20 protein-coding genes are annotated in these 22133 nt (G+C 68.5%); 10 read left to right on the top strand and 10 right to left on the bottom strand.

The features are described 5' to 3' along the window. Nucleotides 1-26: 26 nt before the first annotated feature. Nucleotides 27-584 (bottom strand): winged helix-turn-helix domain-containing protein, encoded by a 558-nt coding sequence (locus HDA44_RS01190; protein WP_184830543.1) that lies wholly within the window; start codon nucleotides 582-584, stop codon nucleotides 27-29. A gap of 263 nt (nucleotides 585-847) precedes the next feature. Here HDA44_RS01190 and arfA point away from each other — a divergent pair, with 263 nt between their 5' ends. The 7 genes from arfA to HDA44_RS01155 all read left to right on the top strand — a co-directional run bounded on the left by arfA (nucleotide 848) and on the right by HDA44_RS01155 (nucleotide 9735). After that, nucleotides 848-1984 (top strand): channel-forming protein ArfA/OmpATb, encoded by a 1137-nt coding sequence (gene arfA, locus HDA44_RS01185; RefSeq protein WP_337905577.1) that lies wholly within the window; start codon nucleotides 848-850, stop codon nucleotides 1982-1984. Between the two features lie 113 nt (nucleotides 1985-2097). Next, nucleotides 2098-2637, top strand: a complete 540-nt coding sequence (locus HDA44_RS38805; RefSeq protein ID WP_184830542.1) for a sunset domain-containing protein — start codon at nucleotides 2098-2100, stop codon at nucleotides 2635-2637. Nucleotides 2638-2725: 88 nt separating this feature from the next. Further along, the gene (locus tag HDA44_RS01175; RefSeq protein ID WP_184830541.1) at nucleotides 2726-2935 is read left to right on the top strand and encodes a hypothetical protein; all 210 of its coding nucleotides are present in this window, start codon (nucleotides 2726-2728) and stop codon (nucleotides 2933-2935) included. A 498-nt stretch (nucleotides 2936-3433) separates the two neighbouring features. Beyond that, the gene (gene treS / locus HDA44_RS01170) at nucleotides 3434-5155 is read left to right on the top strand and encodes a maltose alpha-D-glucosyltransferase (RefSeq protein ID WP_184830540.1); all 1722 of its coding nucleotides are present in this window, start codon (nucleotides 3434-3436) and stop codon (nucleotides 5153-5155) included. Beyond that, on the top strand, nucleotides 5156-6568 hold the full coding sequence (locus HDA44_RS01165) for a maltokinase N-terminal cap-like domain-containing protein (protein ID WP_184830539.1): 1413 nt from the start codon (nucleotides 5156-5158) through the stop codon (nucleotides 6566-6568). It begins immediately after the preceding gene. A gap of 13 nt (nucleotides 6569-6581) precedes the next feature. Continuing rightward, nucleotides 6582-8810 carry a 1,4-alpha-glucan branching protein GlgB gene (gene glgB, locus HDA44_RS01160; protein WP_184830538.1) on the top strand — a complete coding sequence of 743 codons (2229 nt, stop codon included), beginning with the start codon at nucleotides 6582-6584 and terminating at the stop codon, nucleotides 8808-8810. A 10-nt stretch (nucleotides 8811-8820) separates the two neighbouring features. Beyond that, a complete protein-coding gene (locus HDA44_RS01155; RefSeq protein WP_337905576.1) occupies nucleotides 8821-9735 on the top strand; it encodes an NUDIX hydrolase in 915 nt (304 codons plus the stop codon). Here the strand turns inward: HDA44_RS01155 and HDA44_RS01150 are convergent. The 3 genes from HDA44_RS01150 to HDA44_RS01140 are packed head-to-tail and all read right to left on the bottom strand — an operon-like array spanning nucleotide 9716 to nucleotide 12391. Further along, complete coding sequence (locus HDA44_RS01150) at nucleotides 9716-10531, bottom strand: aminoglycoside phosphotransferase family protein (protein WP_184830537.1); 816 nt, start codon at nucleotides 10529-10531, stop codon at nucleotides 9716-9718. The genes HDA44_RS01155 and HDA44_RS01150 overlap by 20 nt on opposite strands. A gap of 10 nt (nucleotides 10532-10541) precedes the next feature. Continuing rightward, entirely contained in the window at nucleotides 10542-10931 is a 390-nt protein-coding gene (locus HDA44_RS01145) for a DUF4870 domain-containing protein (RefSeq protein ID WP_238352328.1), read from the bottom strand. 26 nt (nucleotides 10932-10957) lie between these two features. After that, nucleotides 10958-12391, bottom strand: coding sequence for an MFS transporter (locus tag HDA44_RS01140; RefSeq protein ID WP_184830536.1), 1434 nt, complete (start codon nucleotides 12389-12391; stop codon nucleotides 10958-10960). 24 nt (nucleotides 12392-12415) lie between these two features. On the opposite strand from HDA44_RS01140, the gene HDA44_RS01135 reads away from it, so the two are divergent. Next, complete coding sequence (locus HDA44_RS01135; RefSeq protein ID WP_184830535.1) at nucleotides 12416-12832, top strand: MerR family transcriptional regulator; 417 nt, start codon at nucleotides 12416-12418, stop codon at nucleotides 12830-12832. Here HDA44_RS01135 and HDA44_RS01130 read toward each other — a convergent pair. Then, on the bottom strand, nucleotides 12808-14115 hold the full coding sequence (locus tag HDA44_RS01130; protein ID WP_238352327.1) for an RNA polymerase sigma factor: 1308 nt from the start codon (nucleotides 14113-14115) through the stop codon (nucleotides 12808-12810). The genes HDA44_RS01135 and HDA44_RS01130 overlap by 25 nt on opposite strands. Beyond that, nucleotides 14096-14467 (bottom strand): YciI family protein, encoded by a 372-nt coding sequence (locus HDA44_RS01125; RefSeq protein WP_184830534.1) that lies wholly within the window; start codon nucleotides 14465-14467, stop codon nucleotides 14096-14098. Before HDA44_RS01125 ends, HDA44_RS01130 begins: the two co-directional genes overlap by 20 nt. A gap of 103 nt (nucleotides 14468-14570) precedes the next feature. Between HDA44_RS01125 and HDA44_RS01120 the strand changes: the two genes are divergently transcribed. Beyond that, the gene (locus HDA44_RS01120) at nucleotides 14571-16013 is read left to right on the top strand and encodes a flavin-containing monooxygenase (protein WP_337905575.1); all 1443 of its coding nucleotides are present in this window, start codon (nucleotides 14571-14573) and stop codon (nucleotides 16011-16013) included. Here the strand turns inward: HDA44_RS01120 and HDA44_RS01115 are convergent. Continuing rightward, nucleotides 16006-17193 carry a citrate/2-methylcitrate synthase gene (locus HDA44_RS01115; RefSeq protein ID WP_184830532.1) on the bottom strand — a complete coding sequence of 396 codons (1188 nt, stop codon included), beginning with the start codon at nucleotides 17191-17193 and terminating at the stop codon, nucleotides 16006-16008. The genes HDA44_RS01120 and HDA44_RS01115 overlap by 8 nt on opposite strands. Nucleotides 17194-17267: 74 nt before the next feature. Here HDA44_RS01115 and HDA44_RS01110 point away from each other — a divergent pair, with 74 nt between their 5' ends. After that, entirely contained in the window at nucleotides 17268-18683 is a 1416-nt protein-coding gene (locus HDA44_RS01110; protein ID WP_184830531.1) for a citrate/2-methylcitrate synthase, read from the top strand. Here HDA44_RS01110 and HDA44_RS01105 read toward each other — a convergent pair. From HDA44_RS01105 to HDA44_RS01095, 3 genes are all read right to left on the bottom strand, one after another. Continuing rightward, a complete protein-coding gene (locus HDA44_RS01105; protein ID WP_238352326.1) occupies nucleotides 18664-20127 on the bottom strand; it encodes a hypothetical protein in 1464 nt (487 codons plus the stop codon). The two genes, HDA44_RS01110 and HDA44_RS01105, sit on opposite strands and share 20 nt — an antisense overlap. 32 nt (nucleotides 20128-20159) lie before the next feature. Further along, nucleotides 20160-21041 (bottom strand): MurR/RpiR family transcriptional regulator, encoded by an 882-nt coding sequence (locus HDA44_RS01100; RefSeq protein ID WP_184830530.1) that lies wholly within the window; start codon nucleotides 21039-21041, stop codon nucleotides 20160-20162. Nucleotides 21042-21144: 103 nt separating this feature from the next. Beyond that, nucleotides 21145-22089 (bottom strand): tetratricopeptide repeat protein, encoded by a 945-nt coding sequence (locus tag HDA44_RS01095; RefSeq protein ID WP_184830529.1) that lies wholly within the window; start codon nucleotides 22087-22089, stop codon nucleotides 21145-21147. Nucleotides 22090-22133: the final 44 nt, after the last annotated feature.

Genomic DNA, 22133 nt, shown 5'->3' with positions numbered 1-22133 from the left:
GCCCTTGGCAGCTGGTTGGGTAGTAGTCAGCTGGTGGGTAGTAAGTGGAAGCCGACGCCGCGGACCGCCTGGATGGTGACACTGGCGCCAAGGTTGACCAGCTTCTGGCGGAGGCGTTTCACCACCGAGTGGATGTGCGAGCCGTGACCGAGGTGCTCGTTGCCCCAGACAGCGTGGTGCAGCCGCTGGTACGTCCAGACCCGACCGGGTTCCTCTACCAGGCAGTGCAGGAAGTCATGCTCCAACCGGGTCAGCGGCAGCTCACGGTCCTTCCAGCGCATCACGCGGCGATCCACGTCGAGGTGCAGACCAGCTACCGGAGCTGGTGCCTGCTGCGGTACCGCGGCGATCTGGGCGGCAGCCTGCACCACCCGTACGGCCGGAGCGACCTCCGGTACGGCGACCGACGACGACGTGACGCCCGTGCCTTCCAGAAACGCGTGGGCCAGAAACGCGCGGGCCTGATCAGCACTGGACACCAGTAGCAGTGCGTCCGCGGTACCGAGCAACCGCGCGAGCTGTACTCGTTCAGCCGCGGACGCGGCCACGCCGATGATCAGCGACGAGTCGGACACCCTCTCCATCGACATCATGGCAAGCCCCTCCCAGTTGAACCGGCCAGCCACAAGTACGGTTCACGGCCCCGACTAAGTCAAGGGATTCCACGCGGAGCGGGCTGGCACATGTGCGTCCTGTCCGAGACCGGACAGCGGAACCGGACAGGAAATCCTGCCTGAACCTGGCGACGCTCCCCCGCCGAGCGTGCGCTCCGCGTGCGAAGCGGAGTAGTCTCCTCGCGCACGGTCACTCTGGCCGGATACCTCTGGCCCGCATCCACGGAGGAACAGTGCCCGGTCTCGTACGGCGGCCGCTCGTCGTCTGGCTACTCGCGGTCGTCGCGGTGCCAGTACTACTGACTGCCGTGCTGATCCCGGCGCGCGCGGGTACCACCGAGGACGATCTGCGTGACCGGACCGCGGCCGCGTTGAAGGCCCGGGGTATCGAGACCAATCGGATCGACTTCGACGGGCGCGACGCGCGGATCGTCGTCCCGGCGGGTGTGGACGAAGGCACTGTCCGGTCGATCGTCACCGGCGTCGACGGGGTGCGATCAGTGCAGATCGACGGCGGAGTCGTCGCAACAGCAACTGGCACGCCGACAGCCGGGGTCACACCGACACCGACCGCCGAAGCGACCACAGGCAGCACGGCGCCGGCCGGGTCCGGGGTTCCTGGGTTCGAGGTCGGGCGGACCGATCGGGCCATCCGGGTGCAGGTGCCGGTGCGGAGTCAGGCGGTGAAGGACGCGCTCGCCGCGGAGGTCGACGGCGTACTCGGTCCGGACCGCGAGTACGACGACCGCACCACGATCGACCCGGCCAACGGTCTCACCGACGCGACCACGCTGTCCGCGCTGCTGCGGGCGCTCGCGATCGGCGGCGGCGACGCCTCGGTGCGGTACGACGGCGACACCGTGACGCTGTCCGGTCAGGTACCCGACCAGGCCACCAAGGCGACCGTCGGCCGGGCCGCGGCGAAGGCGGTGCCGGGCGCTGTCCTCGCGGACGAGCTGCAACTGCCCGCGCCGGCCAAGACGGCGGTGAGCGAACCGTGCCGTACGTTCCAGAGCCGGCTGGCCACGTTCGGCCGGGAGTACAAGATCAACTTCCTGTCCGGTACGTCGATCGTGAACGAGGCGTCGAAACCGGCCGTAGTGAAGGCCGCCGCGTTGCTGAAGTCATGCGGGACAGTACGGGTCGAGATCGCCGGTCACACCGATGACCTCGGTTCACCGGCTACCAGCCTGCCGCTGTCCGAACGCCGAGCCGCCGCGGTGAAGGCGGAGCTGGTCCGGCTGGGGGTCGGCGCGAACCGGCTCCTCCCACACGGGTACGGCGAGTCGTTCCCGATCGCAACCAACGACACCGGCGCCGGGCGGATCGCCAACCGCCGCGCCGAGCTCCGAGTAGTGCAGGGGAACTGAATGAGCTGGCTGATCGCCCAGACCTGGATTCTGCTGCTCGCCGCGTTCGTGCTGGGCAGTGCGGCCGCGTGGCTGGTACACAGACTCGTACGGACGCCGGGAGGAGCGCGCTGATGAGCTGGCTGCTACGAAACAACTGGCCGTGGTCCCTGCTCGCCTTCGCACTCGGCGCGGCGATCACGTGGTTCTTGCTGGACCGCCGCCGCCCGGCACTCGCTGCACCGCCGGTGGAAGAAGAAGTACGCGAGCCAGTACTGGTAGGCGCCGGCACTACCGAACAACACCATGAACACCCGGCGGAACCTGGTCCGGTGTTCTCGCGGGTGATGGACGTCAGAACGGACGCGGTCGAGCCGACGCTGTTCGAGTACGACGGGGACGCGACACCGCCACGCAGTGAGGTGGAGGTACCGGCCGCGGTGCCGCCTGGACGGTACGGTGAGGGCTCGGCCGACGCGGTGCCGCATCAGGGACCGCCGGACGGCTTCACCATCAAGGGCAACGCGCAGTCGATGCTGTTCCACACCCCCGACTCGCCGTACTACGGCCGGACCAAACCCGAGGTCTGGTTCCGCACCGAGGCCGACGCCGAACGCGCCGGTTTCACCAAGTACACCCGCCGCCCGCGCAAGTCCGCGAACCCGCGCGACTAGATCCCTGGTCCATCCCGTGGTCGGGCCACGGTGATGACCCAGTCCGGGTTCTACGATCGCGGGACCGACGCAAACACCCGGAGGCGGAGTGCGACGCGAGATTCATGTTCCCTTCCTCGTCGAGCAGGACGAGGACGGCGTCTGGACCGCCGAGGCGGCCCTCACCCCGGACGCCTTCGCCAACGGCGAGGGCGAGACCCGCGAGGCCGCGCTCGAGGACCTGCGCGCCGCGATCGTCACCCTCGCGGCCGAGGTGGGCGTGCCGGAACAGCTCGTGGTCACCGTCGAGGCCCCGTAAACCGTGGCCACCGACGACGAGCAGGGCGACCCGAAGCCCCTGGTACCGGACCGGATCATCCCGGCGAACGAGGTGCCGAAGGAACTCACCCCGAAAGAGGTGACCGCCGGCCAAGCTGATGCCAGAGGAGCGGTCGATCCGCGCAGGGCCAGGCGACGCGCCGGTGGAAGACGCACGAACGGACAACAACCGAGCCGGGACAGAGACGAGCGAACGCGCCGGTGACTGCCCCGTGACCCCTGCCGGATAGGGCGATCCGGCCCCTATTTGCTTGTACAGGTGAAGTCCCGTCACACTTTGTCCGAACGCCGTCGCGGACCGTCCATCGCACGGCGTCATCACGTACCGGAGCCGATCGGGCCGGCCCGGGCTTCTTTTGAGTACGCCGCAACGGGGTACCTGAAGCCGCAGGGGTCCGGCGGGTCCATCCCACCCGTCGTCACGTCGTGGCGGCGAGCCGTTGAACAAGCCGCAGTACCGCTAGGTTTGGAGACACCGATGGAGGTGAGCGTGACCGACATGCTGCCGGAGCAGCACCACGGACTGACGAAGAGTGACCCGCTGTGGTTCAAGCGGGCCGTCTTCTACGAGGTCCTCGTGCGGTCCTTCAAGGACTCGAACGCCGACGGCATCGGCGACCTGCAAGGCCTGACGGAGAAACTCGACTATCTCGAGTGGCTGGGGGTCGACTGCCTCTGGTTGCCGCCGTTCCAGCCGTCACCGCTGCGTGACGGTGGCTACGACATCTCCGACTACACCGGCGTGATGACCGAGGTCGGCACGATCGCCGACTTCGCCGCGCTGATGGAAGCCGCGCACGCGCGTGGCATCCGGATCATCGTCGACTTCGTGATGAACCACACGTCCGACCAGCACCCCTGGTTCCAGGCGTCCCGGGAAGATCCCGAGGGGCCGTACGGCGACTTCTACGTCTGGTCCGACACCGACGACCAGTACTCCGACGCCCGGATCATCTTCGTCGACACCGAGGCCTCGAACTGGACCTGGGATCCGGTTCGCGGTCAGTACTTCTGGCACCGGTTCTACTCCAACCAGCCGGACCTGAACTTCGAGAACCCGGCCGTCGGCGACGCGATCGTCGAGGCGCTGAAGTTCTGGCTGGATCTCGGCGTGGACGGTTTCCGGCTGGACGCGGTCCCGTACCTGTTCGAGACCGACGGGACGAACTGCGAGAACCTGCCGCGGACGCACGAGTTCCTGAAGCGGGTCCGCAAGGAGGTGGACGCGAACTACGAGGACCGCGTCCTGCTCTGCGAGGCGAACCAGTGGCCGGCCGACGTGGTCGAGTACTTCGGCGACCGCGACTCCGGTGGTGACGAGTGCCAGATGGCGTTCCACTTCCCGGTGATGCCGCGCATCTTCATGGGCGTCCGCCGGGAGTCGCGCTTCCCGATCTCGGAGATCCTGGCCCAGACCCCGGCGATCCCGGACACCTGTCAGTGGGGCATCTTCCTGCGCAACCACGACGAGCTCACCCTCGAGATGGTCAGCGACGAGGACCGCGACTACATGTGGGGCGAGTACGCGCAGGACCCGCGGATGAAGGCGAACATCGGCATCCGCCGCCGGCTGGCACCGCTGCTGGACAACGACGTGAACAAGATGGAGCTGTTCACCGCGCTGCTGCTCAGCCTGCCCGGCTCCCCGATCCTGTACTACGGCGACGAGATCGGAATGGGCGACAACATCTGGCTCGGTGACCGGGACGGGGTCCGGACGCCGATGCAGTGGTCGCCGGACCGGAACGCGTCGTTCTCGACCGCCACCCCCGGCAAGCTCAGCCTGCCGGTGATCATGGACCCGGTGTACGGGTACCAGGCGGTCAATGTCGAGGCCGAGATGGAGAACGCCTCGTCGTTGCTGCACTGGACCCGGCGGATGATCCAGACCCGCAAGCAGCACCCCTGCTTCGGGATGGGCACCTTCACCGATCTGGGCGGCTCCAACCCGAGCGTCCTGTCGTACGTCCGTGAGTTCGGCGACGACGTGGTGCTGTGCGTCAACAACCTGTCCCGCTTCCCGCAGCCGATCGAGCTGGATCTGCGGCAGTGGCAGGGCGTCGAGCCGGTCGAACTGCTCGGCGGCGTGCACTTCCCCACCATCGGTGAGTTGCCCTACCTTCTGACCCTCGGCGCCCACGGTTTCTACTGGTTCCGGCTCCCGGTGGCGAAGCCGGAAGACCACGAGGAGAGCATTTAAGTGACTTCCCATCTGGACCAGGTCCAGTCCTTCTGCGCGAGCCAGAGGTGGTTCGGGGAGAAGGGACACGACGTCCACGTCGAAGCGGTGGCCACCTCGGTGTGGCTGTCGGACGCGGACGCCTGGCCGGCGGTCCGGATCGGGTTCGTCTACTGTTCGGGTCCACCCGGGGCGGATTCCCCGATCCGGGTGTACCAACTGCCGATCAGCTACCACCGCGCGCCGGTCGAAAACCTCGGCCACGCGCTGGTCGGCGAATGGATCGAACCGGACCTCGGCGACACCGAGGTCTGGGTGTACGACGCGCTGCACGACAAGGAAGCGACGCCGTACTGGCTGGACGCGATCACGAACGGCCGGCAGCTGGACGGGCTGGAGTTCCAGCCGGTCCAGGCGCCGGATCGGTCCGTCGAGGTACCGGAGGACGCGCAGTCCCTGGTGCTGACGGTCGAGCAGAGCAACACGTCGCTGGTGTTCGGCGACGTGGCGCTGCTCAAGGTGTTCCGCCGGCTCGAGCCCGGGAGCAACCCGGGGGTCGAGATCGAGTCGGCGCTCACCGAGGCGGGGTCCGAGCTGGTCCCGGAGGTGCTGGGTTCCGCGCGCGGCAGGTGGCCGCGCGCGGGCGGTGGCACCGATCAGGGCGAGCTGGCGATGCTCACCGCCTTTCAGCGGAACGCGACCGACGGCTGGTCGTTCGCCACTTCTTCGGTACGTGACCTGTACGCCGAGGCGGATCTGCATGCCGAGGAGGTCGGCGGTGATTTCGCCGCCGAGTCGCACCGGCTGGGCGCGAGCACCGCGCAGGTGCACTCGGAGCTGGCGAAGGCACTCGGTACCGACATCTGGGAGCCGGCCAAGCTGGTCGAGCACGCGAACGCGATGCGCCGCCGGCTCGACGCCGCGTCGGCCGCGATCCCGGAGCTCGGTCCGTACGCGGCCGGGCTGGCGCGGGCGTTCGACGCGCTCGCCGGGTACGGGCAGCCGGTCACGGTGCAGCGGATTCACGGTGACTTCCACCTCGGTCAGGTGCTGCGCACGATCGAAGGCTGGAAGCTGATCGACTTCGAGGGTGAGCCGGCCAAGCCGCTGATCGAGCGGCGCGCGCTGGACACCCCGGTGAAGGACCTGGCCGGCATGCTCCGGTCGTTCGACTACGCGGCCCGGTCACTGCTCGCGGATCACCTGGGCGATCAGCAGATCGCCTACCGCGCGGCCGAGTGGGCGGCCCGCAATCAGCGTGCGTTCCTGGACGGGTACGCCGAGGTCGCGGGCAGCGATCCGCGGCGGCAGCAGGTACTGATGAACGCGTTCCTTGCCGACAAGGTGATCTACGAGGTGCTGTACGAGGCCCGCAACCGGCCCAGTTGGCTACCGATTCCGCTGTCCGCCGCCGCACAGCTGGCCGAGCAGTAGCAGGAGGTTTTCGATGGGTGAGCGCGAAGCTTTCGAGGCGCCGCCGGTGCCCGCCGACGAGCCGGTGGTGACCGCGGTCCCGGTGGACCGGACGGCGCTGGAGCGGTTGGTGGCCGGCACGTTCCACGATCCGCACCAGGTGCTCGGGCCGCATCTGGGCGAGCACGGCGTGACGGTGCGGGTGCTGCGGCCGTTCGCGAAGTCGGTCACGGTGCTGTACGACGGTGGCCGGCTGGACCTGCGGCACGAGTACGAGGGTGTCTGGGTCGGTGTGCTGGACCTCGACAAGGTGCCCGACTATCGCCTCGAGGTGACGTACACCGACGGGCCGGCGGCCGAGCTCGACGACCCGTACCGCTATCTTCCGTCCCTCGGCGAGGTCGACCTGCACCTGATCGGCGAGGGCCGGCACGAGCAGCTGTGGACCGTGCTCGGCGCGCACGTGCGGCGTTACGACGGCCCGGCCGGCCTCGTCACCGGGACGTCGTTCGCGGTCTGGGCGCCGAACGCGCAGGGTATCCGGCTGACCGCCGACTTCAACTTCTGGGACGGCCGCGCGCATCCGATGCGTTCGCTCGGCGGCTCCGGCGTGTGGGAGCTGTTCGTGCCCGGCGTCGGGCCGGGAACCCGGTACAAGTTCGACATCTGCGGCCGGGACGGCGTCTGGCGGCAGAAGGCCGACCCGATGGCCAACCTGGCGGAGACTCCCCCGGCGAACGCTTCGGTGGTGCACGAGTCCACGTACGCGTGGGACGACGCCGCCTGGCTGGAGCACCGGGCCGAGGCGCAGGCGTACGCCGAACCGATGAGCGTGTACGAAGTGCATCTCGGGTCCTGGCGGAAGGGCCGGACCTATCGCGAGCTGGCCGGCGAACTCGTTGCGTACGTCAACGATCTTGGCTTCACGCACGTCGAGCTGATGCCGGTGATGGAGCACCCGTTCGGCGGCTCCTGGGGGTACCAGGTGACGTCGTACTTCGCGCCGACGTCCCGCTTCGGCGACCCGGACGACTTCCGGTACCTGGTCGACCGGCTGCACCAGGCCGGGATCGGCGTGATCGTCGACTGGGTGCCGGCGCACTTCCCGAAGGACGCCTGGGCGCTGGCCCGCTTCGACGGCACCCCGCTGTACGAGCACCCGGACCCGCGCCGCGGCGAGCAGCCGGACTGGGGCACGCTGGTGTTCGACTTCGGCCGTCCGCAGGTGCGGAACTTCCTGGTCGCGAACGCGATCTACTGGGCCGAGGAGTTCCACATCGACGGTCTGCGCGTGGACGCGGTCGCCTCGATGCTGTACCTGGACTACTCCCGTCCGGACGGCCAGTGGGTGCCGAACCAGTACGGCGGCCGGGAGAACCTGGAGGCCGTCTCGTTCCTGCAGGAGATGAACGCGACGCTCTACAAGCGCGTCCCGGGCGTGATCACGGTGGCCGAGGAGTCGACGTCCTGGCCGGGCGTCACCCGGGCCACGCATCTGGGCGGTCTCGGCTTCGGCTTCAAGTGGAACATGGGCTGGATGAACGACTCGCTCCGCTATTTGGAGCACGAGCCGGTGCATCGGCAGTTCCACCACCACGAGCTGACGTTCTCGATGATGTACGCGTACTCGGAGAACTTCGTGCTGCCGCTGTCGCATGACGAGGTGGTGCACGGCAAGGGCTCACTGCTGCGCAAGATGCCCGGTGACCGCTGGCAGCAGCTGGCGAACCTGCGTGCCTACCTGGCGATGATGTGGGCGCATCCGGGTAAGCAGCTGCTGTTCATGGGCTGTGAGTTCGGCCAGGAGTCGGAGTGGTCGGAGAAGGGCGAGCTGGACTGGTGGCTGCTGGACCACAGCGACCACCAGGGTCTGCAGCAGCTGGTCCGCGACCTGAACACGGTCTACAAGGACAATCCGGCGTTCTGGCGTACTGATCACGACGCGGACAAGTTCAGCTGGATCGACGCGAACGACGCCGGCAACAACGTGTTCTCCTTCGTCCGGTACGGCGACGACGGCGCACCGGCCGTCGCCTGCGTCACGAACTTCTCCGCGCTCCCCCACCACGGCTACCGGCTCGGCCTGCCGTACGCGGGAAGCTGGGAGGAGGCGGTCAACACCGACGCCGACACGTACGGCGGCTCCGGGGTGGGCAACTACGGCGCCGTGGAGGCTGACGGACCGGCGTGGCACGGCATGGAGACCAGTGCCGAGTTGTCCGTGCCACCCCTGGCGACGGTGTACCTGCGCTTCACCGGGTAGCGTTCACGGCGTGACCGCCGCACAACCGCTGTCAGATGGTGAACTGACGCTGCAGCCTTCGCAGCCGAACGGGCAAGTGACGAGCTTCTCCGTGGAGCACCACGAGGTGGTCGACTCGACTGGGCTACGCGAGTCGATCGGCACGGTTGAGGTACGCCGGACGTCGCCCGGTACCGGGCTGGTCACCTGGGCGCTCGAGGGCGGTCCAGGGGCCGCCCAGCAAGCACTGCGGCTGGTAGCGGAGTACGCGTTCGGTCAGCTCGGCCTGGAGCGGCTGCAGGTAGAAGTGGACCCGGAGCTGCACTCGTCCGCCCGTGTGGCGATCCGGTCCGGTTTCCGCCGGGAGGGTGTACTGCGCGGCGCCGCGCTGGTGGACGGCGAGCGCCGCGACGTGGCGGTGTACGGAATGCGCCCCGGCGACCCGCGCCCGGACACAGTGACCGGCTGGACCGCACTGATGGACTCAGTGTTGCCAAAGAAGCGCGTGATCGCCCACGTGGTCGTACGAGACACCGGCGGCCGCGTACTGCTCTGCCAGGTGAGCTACAAGAAGGATCTGGAGCTACCGGGTGGTGTGGTCGAGCCGGATGAGGACCCGGCAACCGGTGCGACCCGGGAGATGGAAGAAGAGCTCGGTACGGCGCTGCCGCTGCTGGGCGTACTGGCCATCGACTGGCTGCCCCGCTGGGAGGGCTGGGGTGACGCAGTCGAGATCCTGTACGACGGTGGGGTGCACGACCCGTCGCTGATCGACCAGCTGCAACCGGATGGCTTTGAGATCAAGGACGTACGTTGGCATGCACCGGATGAGCTGGCCGCGCTGGTGTCGCCGCTGAATGCCCGTCGGTTGCCGATGATCCTGGCCACGCCGGATCAGCTGCACAACCTGAGCAACGGTTCGCCGATCACCTCGTCAGCTGGTTGACGCACCAGGTGTAGTGGCCGTCGCCGGCGTTCTCGTCGTAGATGGTGGCGGTGATGATCGCGTACGCCTGCCGGTACAGGTGCATGCGCTCGCGGTCGTGGCCCAGTTGGACGAACCGGTCGAGCAGGAGGTCGTCCAGCCGCCGGGCATCCGGCCCGTACATGTCGAAGAAGCCGGCGGCCAGCGATGCCTCGAAGGTGTTGTCGCCGGCCGCGGACGTGAATCCCCAGTCCAGGACGGCAGCAACCTGGTGGCCGTCCATCAGGAGGTTGGGCGGGCACACGTCGCCGTGCACCACACTGAGGTCGGCTGTTGGCAGTGCGGTGAGCTGACTGACCACATTGTCGAGTAGCTCGGCGAAGGCAGGTACGTCACGTTCGAAATGCACCTTTGAGGTCGCGGCACGCTGCCGTACCAGACTGGCGAGGCTCTGGCCCCAGGACTCTGTCCAGAACGGCTGACCGACCATTGGGAGGGCTTTGCTCGCGACACCTGGTCGTACGGTTCGCAGTGCTTCTACTACTGCTACGAACGCGTCGAGCGCCTGCTCTTCGGGCAACCCGGCCTCGTGCAGTGGCACGCCGGTCAGCTTGTCCTCCACGCTGACTGCCAGACCGTTCTCACCGGCGCTGATCGAACGGATCCGTGGCGTCCGGAACGGCAACTCCGGCAGCTCGTCGAGGAACTCCTGCAGCGGACGGACGTCCTCCGGCCGCCGGTCGAACCAGACTTTCCGCACCGTGCCGTCACCGAGGTCGTAGACGGCGCCTTCCATCCCCTGCCCGATCAGCTCCACCGAGCCGACCCTAGTGCACCAGGCGGATGGTCAGCGGATAGGTGTACTCGCGGCCGTCGGACGCGGCGACCGTCGCGAGGACGATCACCACCACCGCGGCGACCGCGCCGATCAGGATCAGCGGCACGATCACCAGCACCCCGAGACCGAAGGTGATCAGGATCAGCAGGACCGCGACCGCGGTGTAGATCAGCAGCGAGATCTGGAAGTTCAGTGACTCGACCGCATGCCGGCGGACGAACTCCGAACGTCCCCGGAACACCAGCCAGACGATCAACGGACACAGGAAACCCATCGCGAACCAGGCCGCGACGAACACCCCCACGTGCGCGACCATCGCCCACGTACGCTCCTCCGAGGCCGACAACGGCACCCCGGAACCGGATTCCGAGCTAGCCATACTCCAGTCAAGCACGCCGGGGCTGGTTACGCGGTTCGGTCTATCTCCTGCGCTGTGAGGCGGGACCGACGGCTCGTGCTCACCAGGGCCAGCGCGAGGACGACTAGCCCCATCGCGACGGTCGGCCACCAGACCAGGTGTTCGGCGCGGACGAAGCGTTCCGGATCGGTGGTCGCGGTCGCGCCGACGATCGAGCCGGCGACCGCGACGCCGAGCGACGTACCGGTCTGCCGTCCCACTGAGGCCAGGGACGCGGCCAGGCCGGCCATCGACGCGGGCATCCCGGCGACCGCCGAATTCGCGATCGGCGGGTTGATCGTGCCGAGGAAGACGCCGAAGAGCAGGAAGATCGCCAGGACAACCGGGAGTGGCGTGGCCGCCTTGATCGTGATCGACGCGGCCGCGCCGGCCGTGAGTGCCGTGCCGGCGACGACCAGTGGGAGGCGTGGGCCGCGCGAGCCGACCGCCCGGCCGGTGAGCGGCGACAGGACGCAGATCAGCAAGCCGACCGGCAGCAGGCACAGGCCGGCGTCGAGCGCGGACAGCTTGCGCACACTTTGCAGGTAGAGCGTCGTGATGAACAGGAACGCGCCGAATCCGGTGTAGGCGAACATCGCGATCAGCACGGCCGAACTGAACGGCACACTGCGGAACAACCGCAGCTCAAGAAGCGGTTCCCGCCGACGTCGTTCGTACCCGATCAGTGTGACCGCAGCGACCGCGGCAAGGGCGAGCAGGCCAAGAACCAGCGGCGTACGCCAACCGTGTTTCGCGGACTCGATGATCGCCGACACGACCCCACCCAGTACGAGGATGACCAGCAGCTGACCGACCGGGTCGAACCGGCGACCGTGCGCGGCGCGGGACTCCGGCACATACACGCTGGTGAAGACGACCGCGAGGACCACGATCGGCAGGTTCACCCAGAAGATCGATCGCCAGCCGAGACCGTCGACGAGCGCGCCGCCGAGGATCGGGCCGAGGACCAGCGACAGGCCGGCGGTCGCTCCGAAGATGCCGATCGCCCGCGCCCGCTCGGCGCGATCCGGGAACACCGTCACCACGATCGCCATCGCCACCGGGTTCAGCATCGTGCCGCCGACCGCCTGCAGGGCGCGCGCCGCGATCAGCCAGCCGATCCCCGGCGCCAGGCTGCAGCACAAGGAGCCAAGGCCGAACACGATCAGCCCGAGCCGGAACATCCGCTTCCGCCCGTACCGGTCGGCGGTGGACCCGGCCAGCAGCAGGAAGCTCGCCAGCACCAGCGTGTACGCGTCGACCGTCCATTGCAGGCCGGCCGTCGACGCGCCCAGACCGTCCCGGATCGCGGGCAGCGCCATGTTGACGATCGAGATGTCCATCACCGAGATCAGGATGCTCGCGCAGCAGATCGCCAGCACCGCGTACCGCCGGGAGCTGGTCGGGCCGGGGGTGCCGATCTCGAGCGCTGGAAGGGTCATACCGGCAACGCTAGGATTTAGAGCGTGCTCGAAGTCAATCATCGCGGGATCAGCATCGCCGAAGCCGCCGAACGCACCGGCGTCAGCGTCCACACGCTGCGGTACTACGAACGCGCCGGGCTCGTCGTCACCACCGTCGACCGGACCGCGGGCGGCCGCCGCCGGTACCAGCAGCTCGACCTGGACTGGATCCGGATCTGTACGCGGTTCCGGGCGACCGGGATGCCGATCCGGACCATCCGCCAGTACGCCGAGCTGGTGAGGGCCGGGCGTGGCAACGAGAAGGACCGGCTGGAGCTGCTCGAGTCGCACCGGTCCGACGTGCTCACGCAGCTAGCAGAGCTTCAGGAGAGCCTGGAGCTGATCGACCACAAGATCGACGTGTACCGGGGCCGGCTCGAGGCCGGGGACGCGGATCAGCTCTGGGCGCCGCGGGCCTGAAGCTCCGCCAGCCGGTTGCTCAGGAAGCGCCGCTCGGTCTCGTTCGCGGTCAGTGCGATCGCCTGCTCGTACGCCTCGGCCGCCTGCGCGTGGCGGCTCAGCCGGGTCAGTACGTCGGCGCGGGTCGCTGGTAGGTACGCGTAGCTGGTCAGTGCGGTCTCTTTGGTGAGGGCATCCAGTTCTTCGAGTACGGCGACCAGGTCGGCGCCCGGTACGAGACTGTGTGCCGCTGCGCGGTTCAGCGCGACGATCGGAGTCGGCCAGCTGATCAGCATCGCGTCGTACATCCGTACCACCTGGACCCAGTTCGTCTTCTCCCAGGACGGTGCGGTCATGTGTAGCCCGGCCACTGCCGCCTGCAGCGCGAACCGGCCCTGGCCATGCTCCAGCGCGAGCGTGGCCCGCGACACGCCTTCCGCGAGCAGTGCTGAGTCCCACCGGGACCGGTCCTGGTCAGCCAGCAGAACCAGCTCGCCGTCCGCACTCACTCGCGCGTCACCACGCGCCTCAGTCATCAGCAACAGCCCCAGCAGCGCCTGTGGCTCCGCCTCGCGTGGCATCAGCCGCACCAGCATCCGCGCCAGCTGGACAGCCCTACCGGTCAGATCGGTTCGCGTCAGCTCCGTACCGGCCGCGACGTGCCCAGCCGTGTACGCCAGGTGCACGACGGTCAGCACCGCATCCAGGCGTGCCGCCAGCTCCTGGTCAGCCGGGATGCGGTACGGGATGCCTGCCGCCGCGATCTTCTTCTTGGCTCTGGTGATCCGCGCGGCCGCTGTTGGCTCACTGACCAACAGAACCGCGGCCACCTCCCGTGTGGTCAGCCCACAGATCAGGCGCAGGGTCAGCGCGACCTGCGAGTCCCGTGCGAGGGCCGGGTGGCAGCACGTGAACACCAGTCGGAGCAGGTCGGTCGGCTGCTCCTCCTCCGCGCCGGACTCCTCTACCAGCAGTGGCAGCTTGCGCCGCAGCGTCGTCTCCCGCCGGAGCCGGTCCAGCGCGACCCGTCGGGCCACTGTGCTCAACCAGCCACCCGGATTGGCCGGGATGCCATCCGGCCAGGTCCGGAGCGCCTGAACGAACGCATCCTGCGTACAGTCTTCGGCCAGGTCGAGGTCACGGGTCAGACGGACCACCGAGGCCAGTACGGTCGACCAGCTCTCCCGGTGCGCCTGTTCGACTACCCGCGCGACCTCTACCGCCGCAGCCGGGTGCTCCGGCGGACAGCTGTCCGCGGGCGCACCCGGCTGGTCGGAGGACATGTCAGGCCGGCGGCGTGGCATCCGATGAGGTGTCCATCACCGGTCGCACCTCGACATTGGCCGACGGGCAGAGCTTCGCCAGCTCCAGCGCCTGGTCCAGGTCACGGGCGTCGATGACGTAGTACCCACCCAGTGCCTCCTTGGTCTCGATGAACGGACCGTCGGTGACCATCGGTTCCGCCCCCTCGCGCTGCCGGACCGTACTGGCCGTGGTGGTCCGCTCCAGCGCCTCCCCACCGAGAATTCGCGCGCCGGCCTTCTCCACCGCCGCCGAGAACTCCCCGTGCAACTTCATTGCCGCCTCGAAAGACTCCGCGGTCAGGTTGTCGTACCAGTCTTCCGTGTCGTACAGCAGGAACAAGTACTGCGCCATGTCAACGCTCCCTCGGTTGGGTACTGCTCTGAACATCTTGCTGACGAACGGCGCCACACGGAATCGACAACACAGGCGAGCAATCTTCATTACTGTTGAGTACGTGGCCGGAGTGGAGCATTTCGACGTACTGATCGTCGGTGCGGGCCTGTCCGGGATCGGTGCGGCGTACCGGTTGCAGACGCGCTGCCCGGAGCGTACGTACGCGATCCTGGAGAGCCGCGACGCGCTCGGCGGTACCTGGGACCTGTTCCGGTACCCAGGGGTGCGCTCCGACTCGGACATGTTCACGCTGGGCTTCCCGTTCCACCCGTGGAAGGCGGCGAAGGCGATCGCGGACGGACCGGCGATCCTGGACTACCTGCACGAGACAGCATCGGTGTACGGGATCGACAAGCACATCCGGTACGGCCAGCGGGTCGCCAGCGCGTCCTGGTCCTCCGCTGATGCGATGTGGACAGTTGAGACGGCCAACGCCTCGTACACCTGCTCGTTCTTGTACGTCTGCAGCGGGTATTACGACTACGACTCGGGGTACGTGGTCGACTTCCCAGGGCAGAGCGACTTCACCGGGCGGATCGTGCATCCGCAGCACTGGCCTGACGATCTGGACTACACGGGCCAGCGGGTGGTGGTCATCGGCAGCGGAGCAACCGCCGTGACACTAGTACCTGCCATGGCTGGTGCGGCGGCACAGGTGACGATGCTGCAGCGGTCACCCAGCTACGTGGCGTCCCGCCCGGCGCGCGATGCTCTGTCGGACCGGCTACGTGCCGTGCTGCCGGAGCGGCTTGCACATCGGGTGATCCGTGGCAAGAACGTTGTTGCCAGTACTGCGATCTACAGCGCGTTTCGCAGGTGGCCGGCGCATGCGGCGTGGTTGCTCAACAGCACCGTGGCGAAGCAGCTCCCGGATTCGATCCCGGTCGATCCGCATTTCACCCCGCGGTACAAGCCGTGGGACCAGCGGATCTGCCTGGTGCCGGACGCCGACCTGTTCAAGGTACTGCGCGACGGGTCGGCGTCCGTGGTCACCGACGAGATCGACCGGTTCACCCCGACCGGCCTGCGACTACGGTCCGGCCGCGAGCTGGACGCCGACCTGGTCGTCACCGCGACCGGCCTGCGAATGGTTGCGCTCGGCAACATCGCGCTGACGGTCGACGGGCGCTCCGTCCAGCCGCACGACACCTTTGTGTACAAGGGCATGATGCTCAGCGGCGTACCGAACCTCGCCTGGTGCATCGGGTACACCAACAACTCCTGGACGTTGCGCTCCGACCTCACGTCGCAGTACGTCACCCGGATCCTCAACCACCTCACCACCACCGGCACCAGGACCTGCGTCCCCGAGATCGACCCCGCCGAGTACACCGCCCCACCCCGCCCGGTCGTCGACCTGACCTCCGGCTACATCCGCCGCGCCGCCGCCATCCTCCCCCACCAAGGCACCCAAGGCCCCTGGCGCCTCCGCCAGAACTACCCCCGAGACCTCCTCACCCTCCGCTACACCCCAGTAGCCGACGGCACCCTCCACTTCAGCTGATGGGAGCTGGCGGCCGTGGGCCGACGTACGTGGCGATCGGGCGGATGATTTTGGGGTCGGTGGCTTGTTCGAGGATGTTCGCGGACCAGCCGATGATGCGGCTGACGGCGAACGTCGGGGTGAACATCGCTCTCGGGACACCGCACAGCTCCATCACCACGCCGGCGTAGAACTCGACGTTCGCGAACAGGTTGCGGCCTGGTTTGAGCTCGGCGAGTACGTCGACGATGCGCTGCTCGACGGTGGTGGCGAAGTCGACCAGCTCGCCACCGATCCCGCGGGCGAGGTCACGCAGCATCAGCGAACGCGGATCCTCGGTGCGGTACACGGCGTGGCCGAAGCCCATGATCCGATCCCCGGCCGACACCTTCGCGCGGACCCAGGCGTCGATCCGGTCCGGCGTACCGATCTCGTCAAGGCTGGCCAGCGCGCGGTCCGGGGCACCGCCGTGCAGCGGACCCGAGAACGCGCCGATCGCGCCCGCGACCGCCGAGACGACATCGGCGCCGGTGGAGGCGATCACCCGGGCGGTGAACGTGGACGCGTTGAAGCCGTGGTCGACGGTCGAGACCAGATAGTGCTCGATCGCGGTCGCGTGTACGGCGCTGGGCTCGGCGCCGGTGATCAGGTACAGCCAGTTCGCGGCGGCGGAGAGGTCGGCGCGCGGCTCCAGCGGTTCTTGGCCTTCGCGGAGGCGGTAGAGGGCCGCGAGGATGGTCGGGGTCGCCGCGCAGACGAGCATGGCGTCGGCCTTACGGCGGGCCGGGTCTGCGTCCCACAACGGCGGGAGACCGCGGACCGCAGCCAGCAACGACAGCGCGGTACGCAGCCCAGCAAGCGGGTTGAAGGCCGCGCCGGCGACCGGGTTGGACTCGGCGCCGGCGAGTGGGTTGGAGGTCGCGCCGGCGGTTGCGATGGCGGGTAGGACCGCGCGGACCTCCGCCGGTAGTACTCGCAGCGGTGCCAGTTCGGCGATGAAGCGGTCCCGTTCGGCGGGGGTCGGCAGGTGGCCCTCGAACATCAGGTACCAGACGTCTTCGAGCGTCTTCGACTTGGCGAGCTCGATCGCCGAGTACTGGCGGTAGTGGTAGAACCCTTCATCGCCGCGGACGTCGCCGAGGGTCGTCTCGGTGACGACGACGTTGCGGAGACCAGGCGGGACAGTGATCGTGGTTGACATAGATTCAGAGTTGACAGGCAATCAACTATTGTCAATATTGATCCAGTCAATATGAAGGGTGTGGTGAGCGTGCGATGGCCGGTGAAGGTGACGAGAATTACCTGACCACCGCGGAGGTGGCGCGGCGGCTGCAAGTGAAGCCGGCCACTGTGTACGCGTATGTCAGCCGCGGGATGCTGACCAGCGTGCGGGCCCGGGGGCGGCGCGGGAGCCTGTTCGCGGCGGCCGAGGTGGAGCGGTTGGCAGGTCGATCGGTTGAGCACGCCGGGGTCGTCGAACGGATCGAGTCCCAACTCACGCTGCTCCAGGACGACGAGCTCTACTACCGAGGCCACCCAGCCCGACGCCTCGCCACCACCAACACAGTTGAAGAAGTCGCCCACCTCCTCTGGACCGGCGAACCCCCGAACCAAGCTGCACCTGAGGGGGCGGGCGCAATGGGGCAGGGACCCCAGCCTAGCGCGGGGGCGCTGGGTGCCCCCGGACTGCACGCTCCCACGGGGGCGCACGGTGCTGGTGGCGTGCGGGTGTTTGGGGGGGATCGCGGGCGGGTGGGGTTGGCTCGGGGTGGGATGGAGGTGGTGGCGGACGGGCGGTTGACTGATTTGTTGCGGGTGGGAGTGGCTGTGCTGGGGGCGGCTGATCCGTTGCGGTTCGATTTGTCGACGGGTTCGGTGACCGGAGCCGCGGGACAGCTGATCGGGAACTTGATCGCGGCGCTCCCCGGCCCGATCGCCATCAATACGACGCTGGGCGGCCGGCTCTGGCCCAAACTGGCCAACAACCCACCGTCCCGAACCACCCACCCCAACACCGTGGCCGGCACTCACCCGAACACCGCCGCGAGCGCAGACGCACCGCGGCCGGAGGTGTTGGATGCGCCGCGGCCGGAGGTGTTGGATGCGCCGCGGCCGGAGGTGTTGGATGCGCCGCGGCCGGAGGTGTTGGATGCGGCGCTCATCTTGCTGGCCGATCATGGGCTGGCCGTGTCGACGATCGCGGCCCGGGTGGCCGCGAGTGCGCGCGCCAACCTGTACGCGGTGATCTCCGCGGGCCTCGGCGCGCTGGACGGCCAGTACCACGGCGCCGCGCCGACCCTTGCGTACGAGTTCCTGAGGCGAGCCCGGCAGGACCCGCTGAAGGCACTCTCGGACCAGCTCCGCTCCGGTGAACCCATCCCCGGCTTTGGTCACAAGATCTACCAGCAGCGCGATCCCCGCGCCGAAGTCCTGCTCGGCATGCTCGGCGACCACCCGATCATGGAGACCGTGACCGCGATCGCCGACCGGACAACGTCCTTCCCGAACAGCGATCTCGCCATCGCCGCGATCACGCACGCGTACAACTTCCGCCCTGACGCGGGCGAAGCCCTGTTCGCGCTCGCGCGGATGATCGGCTGGACCGCGCACGCCCTCGAGGAGTACGCGGCCCCGGCCCTTCGGTTCCGGGCGCTCGGCGTCTACACCGGCCCTACTTCACCCCAAGCTTGATCAGCGTCGCCGCGCCCGGAGCCAGCGAGACGCGCACCGGCCCGACGCGCTGCGGTAGGTACTTCTGCCGCCCAGCCTGGAACACGCCGACCGAACCCACCTTCTGCTGATCGACCGCGACGACCGCCTTCGCCGGCGCGCTGTGGGACCGGTTCGCGACCAGCAACCACCGGTCCCCCGAGGCCGCGTCGCGGGAGCGGAACGTACCGACCACGACCGGGCTTCCGGAGATCCCGGGCACCAGATCGGTCGGCGTGAACCCGACCGCGCCGTTCGGCAGTGGGGTCTCGTTCGCGTGCACCACGCTCTCCGACACCAGCGGTTTCAGCTCGCGCCCGACCGGGTGCAGCCAGCCGTTGTTGATCTGCTGGGCGGCGTAGTACCGCGACGTACGCCGCCCCTCGACCGTGATCAGCGCCGGGCCGAAGCCTTCGCCGCGCGCCGGTTCCGGCGTCCAGTACGTGAAGTACTGGATGCCCTTCGCGCCGTACGCGAGGCTGACGTTGATCTGCCAGCGCAACTCGGCCGCGGTCGGTTCGCGATGGTTGTTGTAGGCAAGGGTCTGGATGAACACCCAGGCCGGTACGTCACCACGGAGCGCGGCGTCGCGGACGATCGCCCAGTTGTGGAAGTAGTTCGCGTCCTCGCGGCCCGCGGACAGCAGGGGGTAACGGTCGAACGAGATCAGCGACGGTTTCACGGTGTCGACGAAGTTGCGGTAGTACGCCGGGTCGTCGGACGGGAGGAGGTTGACGTACGGGAGGAGCTGGGGTGCCAGTTCGCGGGAGATCGCCAGCGCTTTCGCGAGAGTGGTGAACCAGCCGGCGCCTGGTTCGTCGTAGAGGTTGAATCCGGCCAGGGAGGAGTACGGGCCGTAGGCGTTTCGGGCGCGGGTGTACAGAGCGCGGGCCTCGGCCGGGGTGATGCTGAGGAAGTCGGTGGGGGTGTCGGAGATCGAGAACCAGCGGGACATGTTGCGGATCTGGATGTCGTCGGAGATCAGCAGTTGCAGGCCGGTGTCGCGGGCGAGGCCGAGCTGGTACTTGAAGATGTTGCCGTCGCCGGCGTAGTTGCCGGAGATGACGAAGTCGAACCCGGCACCCTTGATCTCGGCGAACCGCTCCTTGGTGCTGGCGTAGGGGTGTGGCGGCCAGAACAAACCCACCGGAAACTCAGGTCCACCAGTCAGCGGCAGCTGATCGGGCGACGGCACGACAACATCAGCCGGCGCCGCGGAGACAGCGGAGGTCGCACCGGCAGACGCGGCAGTTGCCGCGGAGAGGGCGGTCGCGCCGGTGAGTGCGGTAGCACCCGCACCGACAAGCAAACTCCGCCGACTCGGCCGACCGGAGTCGCCGGGAGCGGCGCCCGCCTGGCCAGCGGTGCCGGCGGCGGAGGCGGGGGCGGAGGCCGCCTGGTTGAGGGACTGGTGTGGGGTTTTCATGGCTTGCTCCTTCGGGCGGGTGGAGAGAAGGGCTAGCGGGTTCGGTGGTGGGCTACTGCGTCGGCGGTGGCGTTGAAGGACTGTTCGGCGAGGGTGTAGTCGCGTTGGGCGACGCCCAGGTACAGGGCGTCGAGCACGATCAGCTGGGCGTGCCGGCCGGACAGTCCTCCGGTACGGAACGTGATGTCCCGCGCCGCGGTGACCAGTACGACATCAGCGATCTCCGCGAGCGGCGAGCGTGGATAGTTGGTGACGGCAACAGTCGTCGCGCCCTGCAGCCCGGCTCGCGTCAGCGGTTCGACCACCTCGACGGTCTCGCCGCTGTGCGAGATCCCGACTGCCACATCCCCGGCACCGAGCAGCACGGAGCTGGCCAGCGCGGTGTGTACGTCGTTCCAGGTGCTCGCCCCGCGCCCGATCCGGTGCAGCCGCAATCGCAGGTCCTCCGCGACGGACGCCGACCCCGCGACCGCGTACAGATCGATCCGCCGTGCGTCGGAGATCGCGTGCACCGCACGGCTCAGCTCGCGTACGTCGAGCGCCGCGACCGTGTCCTCCAACGCGAGCGAATCGGCCCGCAACAACGTCTGGAGGATGTCGTCCAGCGAGTCGTCCGGCTGCACCGAGGCACCGCTCCCCCGTACCCAGCCCGGACTGTTCCGGCCGCTCTCGGCCGCCAGCGTCAGCCGCAGCTCGGCGTACCCGGACAACCCGAGCGCGATGCAGAACCGCGTGACACTCGGCAGCGACGTACCGCACCGGACCGCGAGCTGACCGATCGTCGATCCCGCCACCGCCGCCGGGTCGCGCAGTACCTCGGCGGCGATCCGGGTCTGTGCCGGGCTCAGCACCGGCAGCAGACCGTGGATTCGCGCCTCCAGACTCGGCGGCGGGGTCTCGGCAGCAGCGCTCATGTTAGAAATTCTCAGAGCACCACACCGTCATTTACAACAATTCACAGTGACCGGATCCGGTCACCCCGAAACCGGGCCCACCCAAAACCGGAGCAGAACCAGATCAGAACAGCGCCGACATCAACCGCCGCCGCGCCTTGATCACCCGCTCGTCATCCGCGCCGACGACCTCGAACAGCTCCAGCAGATGCAGCCGGACCGCGTTCCGCTCGTCGCCCGCGGTGGTCTGGACCGTGCTGATCAGCCGCGCGAACGCGTCGTCGACGTGCCCGCCCATCAGGTCCACGTCGGCGACCAGCAGCTGCGCCTCGACGTCGGCCGGGTTGTCCGCCGCCCGCGTCCGGATGTCCGCCGGCACCTCCTGAGTACGCTTCACCAGCTGCACCCGGGCCAGCCCGGACTTCGCCTCGGCGTCGTTCGGCGTTTCCTTGAGCAGTTCCTCGTACGCCGCGATCGCGCCGTCGAGATCGCCCGCGCCGACGGCGTTCTCGGCCTTCTCGTACCGCGGGTTCGGCGCGTCCTCTTCGACCTCCTCCGTGGGCGCCGGCGCACCGACGGGCTCCGCGCGCCCGGTGATGCCGTTCGCGACCGCGACGGTGAGCAGCTGGTCCAGGAACTGCCTGGCCTCCGGCTCGCCGACCGGCCCCTGGAACAGCGGGACCACCTGACCGCGCAGCACCGCGATCACCAGCGGAATCGTCTGCACGCCGACGGCCTGCGCCAGCTGCGGGTTCGCGTCGATGTCGATCCGGGCCAGCAGGAACTTCCCGGCGTACTCGGTGGACAGCTTGGCCAGCATCGGCCCGAGCGCGACCGACGCCTGCGATCGCGGCGACCAGAACTCGACCACGACCGGGACCTGCAGCGAACGCTCGATCACGTCGCTCTGGAAGGTCGGCTCGGACACGTTCAGCACGTACGCGCCGGCGGCCGCCGGGTCACCGGGCGCGGCACCACCTGGCGCGCCCGCGCCGGCGGGTGCACCGGCCGGCTTGCGCAGGGACGACAAGTCGATCGCCCCGGGACGGGAGAAGTTGGACTGGCTCACCACTGTCCTCGCATTCCGTACGTGCTACGAACGTTCACAGGGTC

It is taken from the genome of Kribbella solani (genome assembly GCF_014205295.1).
Taxonomy (GTDB): Bacteria; Actinomycetota; Actinomycetes; order Propionibacteriales; family Kribbellaceae; genus Kribbella; species Kribbella solani.
The sequence above is the reverse complement of the archived record's forward strand: the minus strand, read 5'-3'. Positions and strand labels throughout refer to the sequence as shown.

What these genes read in the sequence shown, in the direction of transcription:
- HDA44_RS01190 (WP_184830543.1), bottom strand. Translation starts at nt 584, where the DNA reads ATGGAGAGGGTGTCCGACTCGTCGCTGATCATCGGCGTGGCCGCGTCC.
- HDA44_RS38805 (WP_184830542.1), top strand. Translation starts at nt 2,098, where the DNA reads ATGAGCTGGCTGCTACGAAACAACTGGCCGTGGTCCCTGCTCGCCTTC.
- treS (WP_184830540.1), top strand. Translation starts at nt 3,434, where the DNA reads ATGGAGGTGAGCGTGACCGACATGCTGCCGGAGCAGCACCACGGACTG.
- glgB (WP_184830538.1), top strand. Translation starts at nt 6,582, where the DNA reads ATGGGTGAGCGCGAAGCTTTCGAGGCGCCGCCGGTGCCCGCCGACGAG.
- HDA44_RS01145 (WP_238352328.1), bottom strand. Translation starts at nt 10,931, where the DNA reads ATGGCTAGCTCGGAATCCGGTTCCGGGGTGCCGTTGTCGGCCTCGGAG.
- HDA44_RS01140 (WP_184830536.1), bottom strand. Translation starts at nt 12,391, where the DNA reads ATGACCCTTCCAGCGCTCGAGATCGGCACCCCCGGCCCGACCAGCTCC.
- HDA44_RS01130 (WP_238352327.1), bottom strand. Translation starts at nt 14,115, where the DNA reads ATGCCACGCCGCCGGCCTGACATGTCCTCCGACCAGCCGGGTGCGCCC.
- HDA44_RS01125 (WP_184830534.1), bottom strand. Translation starts at nt 14,467, where the DNA reads ATGGCGCAGTACTTGTTCCTGCTGTACGACACGGAAGACTGGTACGAC.
- HDA44_RS01115 (WP_184830532.1), bottom strand. Translation starts at nt 17,193, where the DNA reads ATGTCAACCACGATCACTGTCCCGCCTGGTCTCCGCAACGTCGTCGTC.
- HDA44_RS01110 (WP_184830531.1), top strand. Translation starts at nt 17,268, where the DNA reads ATGGCCGGTGAAGGTGACGAGAATTACCTGACCACCGCGGAGGTGGCG.
- HDA44_RS01105 (WP_238352326.1), bottom strand. Translation starts at nt 20,127, where the DNA reads ATGAAAACCCCACACCAGTCCCTCAACCAGGCGGCCTCCGCCCCCGCC.
- HDA44_RS01100 (WP_184830530.1), bottom strand. Translation starts at nt 21,041, where the DNA reads ATGAGCGCTGCTGCCGAGACCCCGCCGCCGAGTCTGGAGGCGCGAATC.